This window comes from Emergencia sp., from assembly GCF_048465375.1.
GTDB lineage: Bacteria > Bacillota > Clostridia > Peptostreptococcales > Anaerovoracaceae > Senimuribacter.
This window is the reverse complement of record NZ_DBFWLQ010000024.1, coordinates 552,238-566,533: the sequence shown is the minus strand read 5'-3', so window position 1 is coordinate 566,533 and position 14,296 is coordinate 552,238. Positions and strand designations below refer to the sequence as shown.

Below are 14,296 nucleotides of genomic sequence, written 5' to 3'. Positions count from 1 at the left end.
AGCAGGAGGTTTTTTTATGAGACGACATAGAAATGAAAAACTCTCTTTTTGGAAAAAATTGACGATTTCGCTGATTCTTTTTAGTTTAGCATGCATTTTATTGATCAATGGATTTAAAAGCCAAATAGAGCCAAATATCGACGCTGTGAGCCAGCTGAAGGCGAAGGGTATGATTACAGAAATTATCAATCAGACAATCAAAGAGGATTTTTCAGGTAAAGAGTATGAAGAAAACCTCTTTATCGTGAAGTCTGGGAAGGATGATAAAGTCCAGATGGTGCAGTCCAATACCAGTTTGATCAATAGAATGGTGGCCGAATTTGCTGTGAACCTCCAGAAAAAATACGACAGCATAGAACCTCGCGCAATCAAGCTGTCATATGGTTCGTTAGTCGGCAGCAAACTGCTGTCAGAAGCAGACCACCTCAATATCAACATAAAAATCTTGCCGCTATCTGTTACGAAATGCGATTTTGAGACAGAATTCGAAAGCCAGGGAATTAATCAGACCAAGTATAAAATTTACATAACGATAGAAAGCAACGTCAGGGTGCTACAGCCTTTCTCGGCCGAAAATTTCAAAATTAAGAACAAGATGCTGATTTCAGAGGTAGTCATCGTCGGTGAAGTGCCAAATAGCTATGTAAATGTACCAGAAGAAGATATTTTAGATGCAACAGATTGATCATCTGTGGTATACTAATGGCATGTTGAGATTTAATGAAAATAATGAGATAATAACAGAAGAAAAATACAGGGCGATTTTGGTCGGCCTGCAGAGAAAAGAAGACATATCTTATTCTATGGAAGAGCTTGCCGGGCTGGCAGAAGCTGCAAATGTGCAGGTCCTGGGCAAGGTCGTCCAGATTCTGGAAAAACCGAATACGGCGACTTTGATTGGAAAGGGCAAAGTAGAAGAAGTCGCAGAATTAGTCAGAAACATGGAAGCAGATATGGTTGTCTTCAATGACGAATTGACAGGAATGCAGATCCGCAATCTGGAAGAAGCTATGGATGTGAGGGTGATAGACCGCACAATTTTGATTTTGGATATTTTTGCCGCCAGAGCAGATTCCAGAGAAGGAAAGCTGCAAGTGGAATTGGCCCAGCTGAAATATAGAATGCCGCGACTGACGGGCTTTGGAAAATCTCTTTCCCGGCTTGGCGGGGGAATCGGAACAAGAGGACCAGGAGAAAAGAAACTGGAAACGGACAGACGCCATATCGAGAGGCGCATGGAAGACATCAAAAGTGAATTAGCGCAGTTGGTCAAGACGAGAAATGTACAGCGTGCGAAACGAGAGAAGTCCGGCATTCCGGTCGTCGCTTTAGTTGGGTATACGAACTCAGGAAAATCAGCTTTGATGAACCGACTCCTTTCTGTCGTCGATAAATCCGAAAAAGCTGTCAGAGAAAAAGATATGCTTTTCGCTACGCTGGATACCCAGCAGCGCAGCGTCAAACTGGATACTAATCATGAGTTTATTCTGATCGACACGGTGGGATTTGTCAGCAAATTGCCTCACAGCTTGGTAGAGGCATTTAAAGCCACCTTGGAAGAGGTGCTCTATGCTGATTTATTGCTCCACGTGGTAGATGCATCTTACGAAGAAAATGAGTTCCATATCGCTGTTACCAATAAGGTTTTGGCTGAAATTGGTGCAGGCACCAAGGAAAAGGTCATGGTCTTTAATAAGATTGATTTGAATCCGGATTTTCAGGCGCCAGTAACAAATTTGGACAATCTGTTCGTATCTGCTAAAGAGAATATTCACATTGATCAGCTCATCGATAAGGTGAAAGAGAAGATATTTGCTGACAAGGTGGACGCAAAGCTGCTGATTCCTTTTACGAGAGGAGACTTGTCGTCCTACCTTTGCGAGAAGGCCCTGGTCAAGTCTATGGAATATCTGGAAGAGGGGACTTTGTTTGACGTTGAATTAAATCAAGAGGATTATCAGAGGCTGAAGGAATATGATACGATATAGTACAGTTTACGAGGAAGGACAGGCGGAGCAGATCATAGAAAAATCCAGGTTTATCGCTCATGTCAAGCCTGTTTCTTCAAAAGAAGAAGCGGACATATTTATCGCTGCAATTAAAAAACGATATAAAGACGCAACCCATAATGTGCCGGCTATGGTCATTGGAGATAAGTTTCAGGTGCAGTGGGGAAGTGACGATGGTGAGCCCCAGGGCACTTCTGGGGCGCCTATCGTACAGATGCTGGTGCAGGAAGGTTATACTAATCTTGCGGTGGTGGTTACCAGATATTTTGGTGGAATCAAACTGGGAACCGGCGGTCTGGTACGTGCCTATACGAGCAGCGCAAAGCTTGGAATTCAAGCGGCCGGACCTTGTGACGTGAAAGAACTTTCGGGGATGACGTATAGGGTGGATTACGGTGTTTTTAATAAAATACAAAATTTCTACTTTACTTATGATGTAAAATTTGCTAATATAGTTTATGCCGATACGGTAACTTGTGAGATCGTCACTGATCCATCATGTGCGGGAGCACTAAAAGAGACAGTTACCAGTTTGTCAGGCGGTAAGGCTGTAATCGTGGATGAATCTGTCAAGTTGGACAAGATTAGAAAATGATTACCAAACATTTGAAAAAAATGTTGACATAAGATCACTGATGTGATAATATAATTTTCGGCTCACTTCTTCACAGAGAAGAGCAGAAAAGTAACACGGAAAAATAAATTAAAAAACTTCTTGACAAAGAAAATGAGATGTTGTATAATTTATAAACGTGCCAAGCATTCAAGAAGCGGACACTGCGGGCGTTTAGCTCAGCTGGGAGAGCATCTGCCTTACAAGCAGAGGGTCATAGGTTCGAGCCCTATAACGCCCACCATTTTCCACAGTGACCATTCACAGATGCACAGAAAATTTGTCCGAGATGCAAGGCGCGCGAGTTTAAGCGAAATTTCGTGTACTTGAGTACACAGATGAGCGAGGAACGAGCGGTTTTCGGCAAATTGGCAAGCATAGATGCGGCCTGGTAGTTCAGTTGGTTAGAATGCCAGCCTGTCACGCTGGAGGTCGACGGTTCGAGCCCGTTCCAGGTCGCCAATTTTTAACTAGCATATCGCTGGTAGATAAACACGCACGCTGGCGTGGCTCAACGGTAGAGCAGCTGATTTGTAATCAGCAGGTTGGGGGTTCGATTCCCTCCGCCAGCTCCAAAAAATCTGACGCAGGGAATCGAACCCGAAAGGGCTCGAGCGTTAGGAAAAGAGTTCAGCGAACTCTTGAACAGCGAGAGGTTCGAGGCGATCGGAAAGAGAGCCGAAGAACGACATTTGCGAAGCAAATGTATAATTCCCTCCGCCAGCTCCAAAAAATACAGATAATTAGGTTGGAATTATATCTCCAATTCATCAAATAACACGACTAAGTTTGAAAAATAATTTCGAGGGATTCCCGAGTGGCCAAAGGGGGCGGACTGTAAATCCGTTAGCTGAGCTTTCGATGGTTCGAATCCATCTCCCTCGACCAATTTTTTCAAGAATGTGCGGAAGTGGCTCAGGGGTAGAGCATCGCCTTGCCAAGGCGAGGGTCGCGAGTTCGAATCTCGTCTTCCGCTCCATTTTATGCGGATGTAGTTCAATGGTAGAACCTCAGCCTTCCAAGCTGATGGCGTGAGTTCGATTCTCATCATCCGCTCCAGTTTTTCAAATTTAGTGTGGGCTCATAGCTCAGTTGGATAGAGCAACGGCCTTCTAAGCCGTGTGTCCGGGGTTCGAATCCCTGTGGGCTCACCATTTATTTGATGATTTTGGGGTATAGCCAAGTGGTAAGGCAACGGACTTTGACTCCGTCATTCGTAGGTTCGAGTCCTGCTACCCCAGCCAATTATTATGACCCATTAGCTCAGTCGGCAGAGCACTTGACTTTTAATCAAGGTGTCCGGAGTTCGAATCTCCGATGGGTCACCATTTTTAAAGAAAACAGTTGACTCCACATTGGAGAGGTGTCCGAGTGGTTTAAGGAGCTGGTCTTGAAAACCAGTGATTCCGAAAGGGACCGTGGGTTCGAATCCCACCCTCTCCGCCATCAGACATTTTAAACGATTCATATATTGCAAGATCTCATTTTAGCCTGGAGAAGTACTCAAGAGGCTGAAGAGGACGGTTTGCTAAACCGTTAGGGTTCGTATTAGGGCCGCATGGGTTCGAATCCCATCTTCTCCGCCATTACGCAGGGGTATAGCTCAGTTGGTAGAGCAGTGGTCTCCAAAACCACGTGTCGAGGGTTCGAATCCTTCTGCCCCTGCCAAATAAGGGTTCTTGCAGGATACATAAATATCGGGGTGTAGCGCAGTTTGGTAGCGCAACTGGTTTGGGACCAGTGGGCCGCGGGTTCAAATCCTGCCACCCCGACCATTAAAAAGATGTGGGCCATTAGCTCAGTTGGTCAGAGCGTCCGGCTCATAACCGGCAGGTCCTGGGTTCAAGTCCCCGATGGCCCACCATTACATAACAAAAGAATAACGCATGTATGCCCAGATAGCTCAGTAGGTAGAGCAGGGGACTGAAAATCCCCGTGTCCTTGGTTCAATTCCGAGTCTGGGCACCATTTATTTTTAAGCAGCCTTTCGCAGACGTTAAGTCCGAAGGGTTGTTTTTTGTTGTACAAGTTCTTTTTCCATAAATTACTGGAGCCTCAATTTTTAATCAGTACGTTAATGGTTGATTTTCTCTGTGAATTCCATTAGAATATTAAGGGGATATGACGAAAAGGAGGGATAAATGGCACAATTATATTATAGATACAGTACAATGAATGCTGGCAAGTCGATTGAATTGATTAAAGTCGCATATAATTACGAAGAGCGCGGCAAACACGTATTAACACTGGTACCAGCTGTTGATGATAGATTTGGGACAGGTGTTATCACATCCAGAATCGGATTACAGCGGGAGGCGATGTTAGTGCAGGACGACACGAACATTTTGGAACTTTTCATGCGAGAAAATGAGAAGACCAAGATCGACTGCGTCCTGATTGACGAATGTCAGTTTTTAAAGAAACATCACGTGCAGGAGCTTGTGGAAATCGTGGACAGCTTTGAGGTTCCAGTTTTGGCTTATGGCTTAAAAAATGATTTTCGCAATGAGCTTTTTGAAGGCTCTTACTATATGCTGATTTATGCAGATAAAATTGAAGAAATCAAAACCATCTGCTGGTGCGGCCGCAAGGCCACTATGGTAGCCCGCGTAGTAGATGGTAAATTTGTCAAACAGGGTGAGCAAGTGGTGATCGGCGGCAATGATATGTATGTTACCCTGTGCAGGAAACATTACAACGACGGTAGACTAGGGCCGGATAAATAAAGGCAGGTGAGAAAATGATAAAGAATAAGATCAATATAAATCTTAAAGAGACTTTACTGATTTTGCTGATGACAGGTATCATATTGGCTGCCTTAACCATCATATCCTTCGGTGCAGCTGCACCAAATGCTTCAGGTAAAATCACTGAGTCAGATGGAGTTAATGTCAGATCCAGCTATTCGACATCTTCTTCAATAGTATGTACATTGCCGTATAATTCTTCAGTGACGATCACTGCAGAGAAATACACGGTGTCTGGTGGCAGCGACAAAACGACGATTTGGTATCGTGTGAGCAGTGCGTATGGGAGTGGATATATCCGCTCCGACTTGGCTACTATTAGCTACGTTTCTGGTACGTCTGCAAAGATTACGAAAGCGGCCAATGTGAGAACGGGACCGGGGACGACATTCCCTACCGTCAAGAAGCTGGCAAAGGGCGACAGTGTAAAAGTCGTCTTAGCGGCCGTTGCTTCTGGTGGTTCAAACTGGTGTAAAGTAAACATCAATGGCTCCTATTATTATATCTCTGCATCCTATCTTGATCTGGATACAGGAAGTTCATCTGAACCGCCGGTTGACGTACCTAGTGATAATAAAGATTTTGAATCCCAATTGGCGGAATTTCCAACTAGCTACAGAGCTGCACTGCGAGCTCTGCATCAAAAACATCCAACTTGGAACTTTAAAGCAAAGAATGTTGGATATAGTTGGAGTGAGGCGTTAGAAAAACAACTTTCCAATATCAACGCTAACCTTGTGTCTGTTTCGAAGCCGGACGCTTATAAGGAAGTCAGGAGTGGAACTTATAATTTTACAAGCCATACTTATATAGGCAAGGATGGCGCGAACTGGGTTGTCGCCTCAGAAGATGCAGTCGCTTTTTACATGGACCCGCGAAATTGGCTGGAGGAGTCGTCGATTTTTATGTTTGAGCCGTATACATATGACGCATCTTATCAAAAAGAAAATGTCGTTAAGTCTATTTTAAAGACAACTGCGTTACCATCTTCTGCCTCTGCCTACTACGTGTCGGCAGCACAGCAGGTGTACAACGGAAAGAAGTATAGCATCAGCCCGACTTATCTTGCAGCAAAGACTAGAATTGAATTGGGATCTTCGGATTTCATGATAAATGGTCATTCTTTTACTTATGGCGGCAAGAAATATTCTGGCGTGTACAATACATATAATATCGGTGCTTCTGACAGCGCAGACGGCAGTGCAGCGACAAAGGGTCTGGTCTATGCAGCAGGAGGGTCTGACGGGAGTGGGACATCCTACCTGAGACCGTGGAATACATTAGAAAAAGCTGTAAAAGGCGGTGCAATTTATATTGCCAACAATTTCTTAGATAATAATCAATACACCGCATATTTATCGCGTTATAATGTGCTCAATGGATTAGGGAGCGTAGGAACACATCAATATGCGACTAATATCTTTGCTGCAGCTACAGAGTCATCGATCATGTCTTCCTGCTACCAGGACGCAGGTGTTTTTAATGAAGGGTTCACTTTCGAGATTCCGGTCTATGAAAACATGCCAGCGTCGGCAAGTCCAGAACCTGGAAGCGGAAACAATAATAACTATCTCGATTCACTGAAGGTTTATGAAGGGGACACACAAAAGTCCCTGACGAGTAGCTTTGATCGATTCACTTCTTCCTATAAACTGAAGACTTCGGTTTCCTCTAGCAGTGTAACAATCAAAACGACTACCAATGTGAGTGATGCGAAGGTTACTGTTACAGGCAACACGAATTTGTCTATTGGTTCCAACAAAGTGACAGTAAAAGTAACCTCATCCTCGGGAAAAGTGAGATATTACTATGTAACTGTAGTTAGAGAAAAAACGGACGATAATGCCTATGTTCCAGAGAAACCGACCAATGTCAAAGTGCAGAGTGACAGCAATAATCAGGTCACACTGACCTGGAACGGAGATGCAAAAGCGTCAGGATACAGAGTCTACTGGAAAAAATCCAGCACATCAAGCTGGTCCTATAATACAGTCAAGGATGGTACCTCTTGGACGAAGACCATGAAGTACCGAGGCGAGATCTACGAGTACAAAGTGGCTGCCTATTACGAATATAAAGGTGAAAAATTATTCGGCAAAGAATCAGACGTAATCAAAGGTGCGACCTTTGGTGAAGCTAACACTTTGACAGGGGATCTGTACAGCGGCTATATGACCATGAAATTTAACTGGGATCCTATAGACGGGGCTGACGGATATCGTCTCCGGTATAAGCAGACTACCTCAGAAAAGTGGAACTCTGTTTATGTGGAAGGCAAAACCGAAGTTGTTAAGAAAATGGCCTATGCAGGCAAGGAGTATGAGTTCAAATTGGCTCCATATAAGAAAATAAATGGAGTTCGATTCATTAGTAATGAGTATTCTCAGACAATGATTGTGCATACATTAAAGAAACCTACGGTGACTTTAAAAAATATGTACACGAAATCGATTGAAGTAAAATGGACTGAAGTAGGTGGAATTACAGGCTATAAAGTCTATCGGTCGACTTCTAAGTCTGGAACTTATACCCTGGTAAAGACTGTCCCTGCGGAGACGACCAGGTTTTTGAATCAGGGCAGGACGCTGGGAAAACGGTACTACTATAAAGTCAGAGCCTATAAGGAGAGCATCTATGATAAGACCGTATATGGCCCATACTCAGTAGTGGTTTCTATAAAAAGGTAATGTTTATATTGGGACGATCTTCTCTTTTATAGAAAGAGATCGTCCTTTGTTCTATGATGAATAGAGGTTTAGTATGAGTAAATTCACATCAGTCATAAAATATGAAGGTGATAATAAAACTTTAATTTGGAAGCATCCTCAAGAGGATTTCGATTCATATACACAACTAGTTGTCCATGAATCCCAAGAAGCTATTTTCATGATGAACGGAGAGGCACTCGACTTATTTGGTCCAGGCAGACATACGCTTGAAAATCAAAATATTCCTTTAGTACGAAAATTTTTGAATTACACAACGGAAACAATTACTCCATTTCATTGCGAAATTTATTTTATAAATAGAACAGAACAAATGGGAATAAAATGGGGGACGGATACTAAAGTTCAATTTATAGAACCACAATATCAATTCCCGATACAGATAGGAGCTTGTGGTGAATTGAGTCTGCGCATTGATGATTCAAGGAAAGTTTTAGTGAATCTAGTAGGGACAGAAAGCACGTTCGGACAAAAGGAACTAATGGATTATTTCAGACCTTTTTTGATGACAAAAATAAAGTCTTACATTCCAAAGATAATTAAAGAAGAAAAAATTAATATATTCCAGATTGACGAACACTTAAATGATTTTTCTATCGCATTGCAACAAGCCCTTTTACCTGATTTTGCAAGCTATGGGATATCCTTAGAACGTTTCTTTGTCACAACAGTTTTAAAACCTGAAGGGGAAGATTCGTATGAGAAATTCAAAAATCTGTATTTTAGACAATATGCTGATATTGCTGAGGCGAAGCTTCGTCAACAGGTAGGCATTATTGATCAACAGACGGAAGCCGAAAAGATTATAATTGAGTCACAGGCTATTGCTAAAAAAAGACTACAGGAAGGTTATACCTATCAACAAGAGAGAGGTTTTGACGTAGCTGAAACTGTAGCTGCTAAAGAGTCCTCGAGTCAGTTTACAAGCATGGAAATTGGCCTAGATAACGTAACTCGTATTGGCAGTGAAGTAGACAGGATCTTAGACGGGGCTGTTGATGGAGCCCTTACAAAAATAGAATCAAAAGCTTCTGAATCGATAGTTTGCCCATCTTGTGGAAAAGTTGTTGCAAGAGGTAGGTTTTGTTCAGAATGTGGCAAGGAATTATAGGAGGCTTTTATGAGAAAAGACAAATATGGCATAGGGGTCATTTTGATATTGCTTATCCTATTTAATGTAATTGCTTTTGCTGTCCCACATAGACAATCCTCGGCGTTCTGGCCGGCGTATGTATTTACTGTGGCTGCTATTATGATGCAGTTTTTATATTTTTCCATGGCATTCAAGTATGCACATCACAAAGAAAAAGTCTTTTGGGGCCTGTCAAGAATTCATGTTAGTATCACTTATTTAATATTGCAGTTCATCTCAGGGTTATTTTTTATGTACGCTGGTTTTGTTCAAAGTTGGGTTGCAGTCGCTGTGGGCACTTTACTTCTAGGTGGTTATCTACTGATATTCATAAGTTCCCATTTTGCACAAAAAAATGCAGAACGTGTGGAAAATAATATTGAAGAGGATACTTCTTTTATTAGAACTCTAACGATCTATTTAGAAACTTTATATGACATGACATCTGACGACATGTTAAAAGAAGAATTAAAGAAATTATATAACGTCTGTAAATACAGCGATCCGGTTAGCAGTGAAAAGCTTGTCACACTGGAAGAAGAAATTTCTGTTACGTATAAAGCGCTATACGATTATGTTCAGGCCAAAGATTTTTCTAACGCACAAAATGCTTGTGAAACACTGTATCATCGTATATTGGAGAGAAATCATGCATGCAGGTTATTGAAGTGATGAAATTGGAGGTATACAAGAGTGCAAATTTTTAAATGTAAAATGTGTGGCGGTGACTTAGAGCTAACGAAGAATATGACCGTTGCCGTATGCCCTTACTGCGGAACAAAACAAACCTTGCCTAAGCTTAGTGATGAAAAGAGATATAATCTCTATGACCGCGCAGGTCAATATAGACGGAACAATGAATACGACAAAGCTGCTGAGCTTTACGAAGAAATTCTGAAAGAAGATCCAAAGGATGCTGAGAGTTATTGGTCATTGGTTTTGTGTAAGTATGGTATTGAATATGTAGAAGATCCTTCTAGCCATAAACGGGTGCCAACAATTAATCGCACACAATATACATCCATCTTCCTTGATTCAGACTATGCATCTGCATTAAAATATGCAGATGCATCACAAAGAGCCATTTATGAATTTGAAGCGAAACAAATTGATGAGATTCAGAACAACATCATTATGATATCCAAAAATGAGGAGCCATTTGATATTTTTATTTGTTACAAAGATCTGTCTACAGATGGAAGACGTTCAGAAGACTCTGTCATTGCTGCCGAATTATATCATGAGTTGACAGAAGCTGGATACAAGGTCTTCTTTTCCCGCATTACTTTAGATGACAAAATGGGAATAGAATATGAGCCCTATATTTTTGCAGCTTTGAACTCTGCAAAAATTATGATTGTTCTTAGCACACGAGCAGAGTATTTTAATTCTCCATGGGTCAAAAATGAGTGGAGCCGATATCTGGCGCTAATAAGGCAGGGAGCGGATAAAATGTTGATTCCTGTTTATAGAGATATGAATCCATATGATTTACCTGTTGAATTTTCGCATTTACAGGCCATGGATATGTCTAAGCTTGGATTTATGCAGGACCTTGTTTATGGGATACAAAAAATTCTGCAACGGAATTCTAGCAATGAAATGAAAACAAAGTCTGTTATACATAGCCAGCCAACAGCAGAATCGTTAATGCAAAGAGCATTCCTTTTTTTAGAAGATGAAGAATGGGAACGTGCAGATATTTATTGTGAAAAAGTTCTCGATATGGATCCAGAATGTGCAGAAGCTTATTTAGGCAAGCTTATGATTTCACAGTTTGTATGCCGTGAAGAAGAATTATCGAAATTGAAATATACTCTGAAAGAAAATCCTTATTATCAAAAAACGATTCGTTTTGCTAACTCAGACCTGAGATGCAGACTAGAAGAATATGAGCGAGTGATTGAAGCACGCAGAGAATTTGAGGCAAAGGAAATCGAATATTGTACCGCCAGCGAACTTCTTAATCGTGCAAAACATAAAATTGATTACCTCGAAGTAATCAAAAAATTGGAACCTATTATGGATTTTAGAGACTCTGCAGAGAAGATAAAATACTGTCAAGAAAAAGTAGATGACCTAGAACAACAGTTTCGTGAAAGGGAAAGAAGAGAGGAAGAAAAGAGACAGAAAAACAGTAAGTATTACGTTGCTCTTGGAGTTTTTTTGTTTGTAATTTTTGTAGTCAGCATATTTTGTACGGAAGGTTAGGGAAAAAATACTGCTAGTGGGGAGAAATTTCTCCCCATTTCTTTTTATCCTTTGCACCCCTGCCAGCTGCCCCTTCTCTTCAGTTCGGCACTGATTCCATTGAGAATGGTCCTCTTTCGGTAACTCCATTCCGGCGTAATTAAAATCTTCCGCGGTGCATCGCCGGTTAGACGATGAATCACGATATCCGAAGGAATAATTTCAATCAGGTCACAGACGAAATGTACATATTCTTCGATGGAACCAAAGGAATTGTAGTCGTGATATTCTATCTCCATTCTGGAGCCTTTCACCACATTGAGCAGATGCAGTTTGATTCCCCAGGCACCAGAATTACAGGCGTACTTTACCGACTGAATCATATCCTCCCGGCTTTCACCTGGCAGTCCCAAAATAAGATGGACTACGGTTTTGATGCCTCGCGAGTTTAAGGCTTTAATGGCGTAGTCATAAACGGACAACCCATAGCAGCGATTGATCAAGTCAGCTGTCCTTTGATGCATGGTCTGAAGGCCTAATTCGACCCATAGAAAGTGATTTGTGTTGATTTCGGAGAGTAAGTCCAAAACCTCCTCGTCGATGCAGTCAGGGCGTGTTGCAATGGCAATCCCTGAAATCAACGGATGATTTAGTGCTTTTTGATATTTGCTGCGCAATTCTTCTACGGGAGCATAGGTGTTGGTGTGATTTTGAAAATAGGCAAGATACTTCGCTTTTGGCCATTTTTCTGATAACAATTGGATTTGGTCCTCAATTGTAGAGGCAAAGTCACCGCCGCCGCCTTCTGAACAGAAGAGACACCCTCCATAAGATTTGCTGCCATCTCGGTTGGGACAGGTAAATCCGCCGTCAATAGATAACTTTACGGTCTTTTGACCGAATTCTTTTTTTAGATAAGAACTGATTGTATTGATTGGCTGTGTCATAAATAACCTCTTTTTGTGATATGATAACTTATTTTAACATAGGATATTACCCCTGTCTATTTTCTATTATCCAATCGTGGATAAAATTTTTCTATAGCAGATAAACGTTGAAAAATAAAGGCATTAATGGGTATTTCGTTAAAATAGAATATTGCGCATAATGCCGTATATGGTGTATAATAAAGTGTTATAAATACAAAAATCGGTTTTGGGTAAAGGAGGCAGAAAATATGGCAAAGAAGTCCACGACTTCGTGGAATTGTGAGTGTGAAATAGGACAGAGAAGCAGACCTCTGGCTGAGATTGCCGGGGCAGGAGAAGAAGTGATGAAACCTGCATTATTGCTGCACAGCTGCTGCGGTCCATGCAGCACGGCAGTCATAGAGCGATTAGCGCCAGATTATGATATTACCGTATTTTTTTACAATCCTTGTATTACGGATCCAGACGAATATGAAAAGAGAAAGGCAAGCCAGATAAAGTTTATAGAGAACTTCAACCTCAACCTGGGGGGAAAGCACAAGATTCATTTCTTAGAAGGAGAGTATACGCCAGACGTCTATTATCAATTGACGGATGGCTTCAGTAATGAACCGGAAGGGGGCAGCCGCTGTACGATTTGTTTTAGCATGCGCCTCGAGGAGACTGCCAAAACAGCTAAAAACCTGGGATATGGTCTTTATACGACGACCCTTACGGTCAGTCCCCACAAAAACTACTCGTTAATTTCACAATTAGGTAAAAAATTTGCAGAAAAATACAGGGTAGAGTACCTGGATATAGATTTTAAAAAGAAAGCGGGTTTTCAGAGAAGCATTCAACTGTCAAAGGAATATGGCCTTTATAGACAGGATTATTGCGGATGTGAATACTCGAAAAGATAAGCATATAAAGGAGAATAGCAAATGTCAGAATTAATTACACCAAAAGAGTATACGCCCGTGATCAGTTCCCTGGAGACACAGAGAGCGATCAAGAAGATCAAAGACTACTTCCAGCAGGAGCTGGCATACGGTCTGAACCTGCGCAGAGTATCTGCGCCGCTATTCGTAGACCCCGAGACAGGGCTCAACGATAACCTGAGCGGCGTGGAAAGACGAGTCACCTTTACCCTCAAGGGTCTGGACGAAAAAGAAGTAGAAATCGTCCAGTCACTGGCTAAATGGAAGCGCATGGCTCTTGGAAAATATGGAATCAAACCGGGACACGGCATTTATACGGATATGAATGCGATCAGAAGGGATGAGGAACTGGATAACCTGCATTCTGTCTATGTGGATCAGTGGGATTGGGAAAAGGTCATCACAAAAGAACAGAGAAACACCGAATACTTACACGAAACAGTGACCACCATATATAACGCCATCAAAAACTTGGGAGATTACGTCAACAGGTTGTACAGAGATCTTCAGACAGAAATTCCTAACGAAATTTATTTTATCACGACCCAGGAACTTGAGGATTTGTACCCGAATAAAACCGATAAAGAGAGAGAAGATTTGATCTGCAAAGCTCATGGAGCGGTCTTTATCGAGAAAATCGGCGGTATCTTAAAATCTGGCCAAAAACACGATGACAGATCTCCGGACTACGATGATTGGGAGTTGAATGGAGACATCATTCTCTGGAATGACGTCCTGGAAAAAGCTTTCGAGATTTCCTCTATGGGTATTCGAGTGGATGCAGAGGCCATGGATCGGCAGCTGACTTTGGCAGGAGCCGATGACAGAAGGACACAATCCTTCCATCAATCCATTCTCAACGATGAGCTCCCATATTCCATCGGCGGCGGAATTGGACAGAGCAGGCTCTGCATGTTCTTCCTGCGCAAAGCACATATCGGCGAAGTGCAGGCGTCAGTGTGGTCTGACGAGATGATAAATGATTGCAAAAAACACAATATTTTCCTGCTCTAAACTGCAGGATGGAGGC

The 14,296-nt window shown here is 42.0% G+C and carries 11 protein-coding genes and 15 tRNA genes; 25 read left to right on the top strand and 1 reads right to left on the bottom strand.

Annotated features, from left to right (window positions below):
* Window positions 1-16: 16 nt before the first annotated feature.
* From yunB to ACMQ5W_RS17770, 23 genes are all read left to right on the top strand, one after another.
* Window positions 17-685: a sporulation protein YunB gene (gene yunB, locus ACMQ5W_RS17880; RefSeq protein WP_419026330.1), complete on the top strand. Its 669-nt coding sequence runs from the start codon at window positions 17-19 to the stop codon at window positions 683-685.
* Entirely contained in the window at window positions 672-1,988 is a 1,317-nt protein-coding gene (hflX, locus tag ACMQ5W_RS17875; protein ID WP_419026329.1) for a GTPase HflX, read from the top strand. The genes yunB and hflX overlap by 14 nt, the downstream gene beginning before the upstream one ends.
* Entirely contained in the window at window positions 1,975-2,604 is a 630-nt protein-coding gene (locus ACMQ5W_RS17870) for a YigZ family protein (protein WP_419026328.1), read from the top strand. The genes hflX and ACMQ5W_RS17870 overlap by 14 nt, the downstream gene beginning before the upstream one ends.
* A 186-nt stretch (window positions 2,605-2,790) precedes the next feature.
* Window positions 2,791-2,866 (top strand) — tRNA-Val (locus tag ACMQ5W_RS17865).
* 141 nt (window positions 2,867-3,007) lie between these two features.
* A tRNA-Asp gene (locus ACMQ5W_RS17860) sits at window positions 3,008-3,084 on the top strand.
* Window positions 3,085-3,122: 38 nt separating this feature from the next.
* Window positions 3,123-3,197: transfer RNA gene (locus ACMQ5W_RS17855), tRNA-Thr, on the top strand.
* Between the two features lie 228 nt (window positions 3,198-3,425).
* A tRNA-Tyr gene (locus tag ACMQ5W_RS17850) sits at window positions 3,426-3,510 on the top strand.
* Between the two features lie 16 nt (window positions 3,511-3,526).
* Window positions 3,527-3,601, top strand: a tRNA-Gly gene (locus ACMQ5W_RS17845).
* A 6-nt stretch (window positions 3,602-3,607) separates the two neighbouring features.
* Window positions 3,608-3,681: transfer RNA gene (locus tag ACMQ5W_RS17840), tRNA-Gly, on the top strand.
* Between the two features lie 18 nt (window positions 3,682-3,699).
* Window positions 3,700-3,776, top strand: a tRNA-Arg gene (locus ACMQ5W_RS17835).
* Window positions 3,777-3,791: 15 nt separating this feature from the next.
* Window positions 3,792-3,866: transfer RNA gene (locus ACMQ5W_RS17830), tRNA-Gln, on the top strand.
* 8 nt (window positions 3,867-3,874) lie between these two features.
* A tRNA-Lys gene (locus ACMQ5W_RS17825) sits at window positions 3,875-3,950 on the top strand.
* 29 nt (window positions 3,951-3,979) lie between these two features.
* Window positions 3,980-4,068, top strand: a tRNA-Ser gene (locus tag ACMQ5W_RS17820).
* 47 nt (window positions 4,069-4,115) lie between these two features.
* Window positions 4,116-4,208: transfer RNA gene (locus ACMQ5W_RS17815), tRNA-Ser, on the top strand.
* Between the two features lie 6 nt (window positions 4,209-4,214).
* Window positions 4,215-4,290 (top strand) — tRNA-Trp (locus tag ACMQ5W_RS17810).
* A 30-nt stretch (window positions 4,291-4,320) separates the two neighbouring features.
* Window positions 4,321-4,397 (top strand) — tRNA-Pro (locus ACMQ5W_RS17805).
* Window positions 4,398-4,409: 12 nt separating this feature from the next.
* Window positions 4,410-4,486 (top strand) — tRNA-Ile (locus tag ACMQ5W_RS17800).
* 28 nt (window positions 4,487-4,514) lie between these two features.
* Window positions 4,515-4,590: transfer RNA gene (locus ACMQ5W_RS17795), tRNA-Phe, on the top strand.
* 173 nt (window positions 4,591-4,763) lie between these two features.
* The gene (locus ACMQ5W_RS17790; protein ID WP_419026327.1) at window positions 4,764-5,348 is read left to right on the top strand and encodes a thymidine kinase; all 585 of its coding nucleotides are present in this window, start codon (window positions 4,764-4,766) and stop codon (window positions 5,346-5,348) included.
* 14 nt (window positions 5,349-5,362) lie between these two features.
* A complete protein-coding gene (locus ACMQ5W_RS17785) occupies window positions 5,363-8,056 on the top strand; it encodes an SH3 domain-containing protein (RefSeq protein ID WP_419026326.1) in 2,694 nt (897 codons plus the stop codon).
* Window positions 8,057-8,129: 73 nt separating this feature from the next.
* A complete protein-coding gene (locus ACMQ5W_RS17780; protein ID WP_419026325.1) occupies window positions 8,130-9,206 on the top strand; it encodes an SPFH domain-containing protein in 1,077 nt (358 codons plus the stop codon).
* Window positions 9,207-9,215: 9 nt separating this feature from the next.
* Window positions 9,216-9,899, top strand: a complete 684-nt coding sequence (locus ACMQ5W_RS17775) for a hypothetical protein (RefSeq protein WP_419026324.1) — start codon at window positions 9,216-9,218, stop codon at window positions 9,897-9,899.
* 21 nt (window positions 9,900-9,920) lie between these two features.
* Entirely contained in the window at window positions 9,921-11,438 is a 1,518-nt protein-coding gene (locus tag ACMQ5W_RS17770; RefSeq protein WP_419026323.1) for a TIR domain-containing protein, read from the top strand.
* A 44-nt stretch (window positions 11,439-11,482) separates the two neighbouring features.
* On the opposite strand, the gene ACMQ5W_RS17765 is transcribed toward ACMQ5W_RS17770, so the two are convergent.
* Window positions 11,483-12,364 carry a TIGR01212 family radical SAM protein gene (locus tag ACMQ5W_RS17765; RefSeq protein WP_419026322.1) on the bottom strand — a complete coding sequence of 294 codons (882 nt, stop codon included), beginning with the start codon at window positions 12,362-12,364 and terminating at the stop codon, window positions 11,483-11,485.
* A 230-nt stretch (window positions 12,365-12,594) separates the two neighbouring features.
* Between ACMQ5W_RS17765 and ACMQ5W_RS17760 the strand changes: the two genes are divergently transcribed.
* Entirely contained in the window at window positions 12,595-13,248 is a 654-nt protein-coding gene (locus ACMQ5W_RS17760) for an epoxyqueuosine reductase QueH (protein ID WP_419026321.1), read from the top strand.
* A 21-nt stretch (window positions 13,249-13,269) separates the two neighbouring features.
* The gene (gene asnA / locus ACMQ5W_RS17755) at window positions 13,270-14,280 is read left to right on the top strand and encodes an aspartate--ammonia ligase (protein ID WP_148491841.1); all 1,011 of its coding nucleotides are present in this window, start codon (window positions 13,270-13,272) and stop codon (window positions 14,278-14,280) included.
* The last annotated feature ends 16 nt before the right edge of the window (window positions 14,281-14,296 follow it).

What these genes read in the sequence shown, in the direction of transcription:
- ACMQ5W_RS17790 (WP_419026327.1), top strand. Translation starts at nt 4,764, where the DNA reads ATGGCACAATTATATTATAGATACAGTACAATGAATGCTGGCAAGTCG.
- ACMQ5W_RS17765 (WP_419026322.1), bottom strand. Translation starts at nt 12,364, where the DNA reads ATGACACAGCCAATCAATACAATCAGTTCTTATCTAAAAAAAGAATTC.
- asnA (WP_148491841.1), top strand. Translation starts at nt 13,270, where the DNA reads ATGTCAGAATTAATTACACCAAAAGAGTATACGCCCGTGATCAGTTCC.
- ACMQ5W_RS17870 (WP_419026328.1), top strand. Translation starts at nt 1,975, where the DNA reads ATGATACGATATAGTACAGTTTACGAGGAAGGACAGGCGGAGCAGATC.
- yunB (WP_419026330.1), top strand. Translation starts at nt 17, where the DNA reads ATGAGACGACATAGAAATGAAAAACTCTCTTTTTGGAAAAAATTGACG.
- ACMQ5W_RS17780 (WP_419026325.1), top strand. Translation starts at nt 8,130, where the DNA reads ATGAGTAAATTCACATCAGTCATAAAATATGAAGGTGATAATAAAACT.
- ACMQ5W_RS17785 (WP_419026326.1), top strand. Translation starts at nt 5,363, where the DNA reads ATGATAAAGAATAAGATCAATATAAATCTTAAAGAGACTTTACTGATT.
- ACMQ5W_RS17775 (WP_419026324.1), top strand. Translation starts at nt 9,216, where the DNA reads ATGAGAAAAGACAAATATGGCATAGGGGTCATTTTGATATTGCTTATC.
- ACMQ5W_RS17760 (WP_419026321.1), top strand. Translation starts at nt 12,595, where the DNA reads ATGGCAAAGAAGTCCACGACTTCGTGGAATTGTGAGTGTGAAATAGGA.
- hflX (WP_419026329.1), top strand. Translation starts at nt 672, where the DNA reads ATGCAACAGATTGATCATCTGTGGTATACTAATGGCATGTTGAGATTT.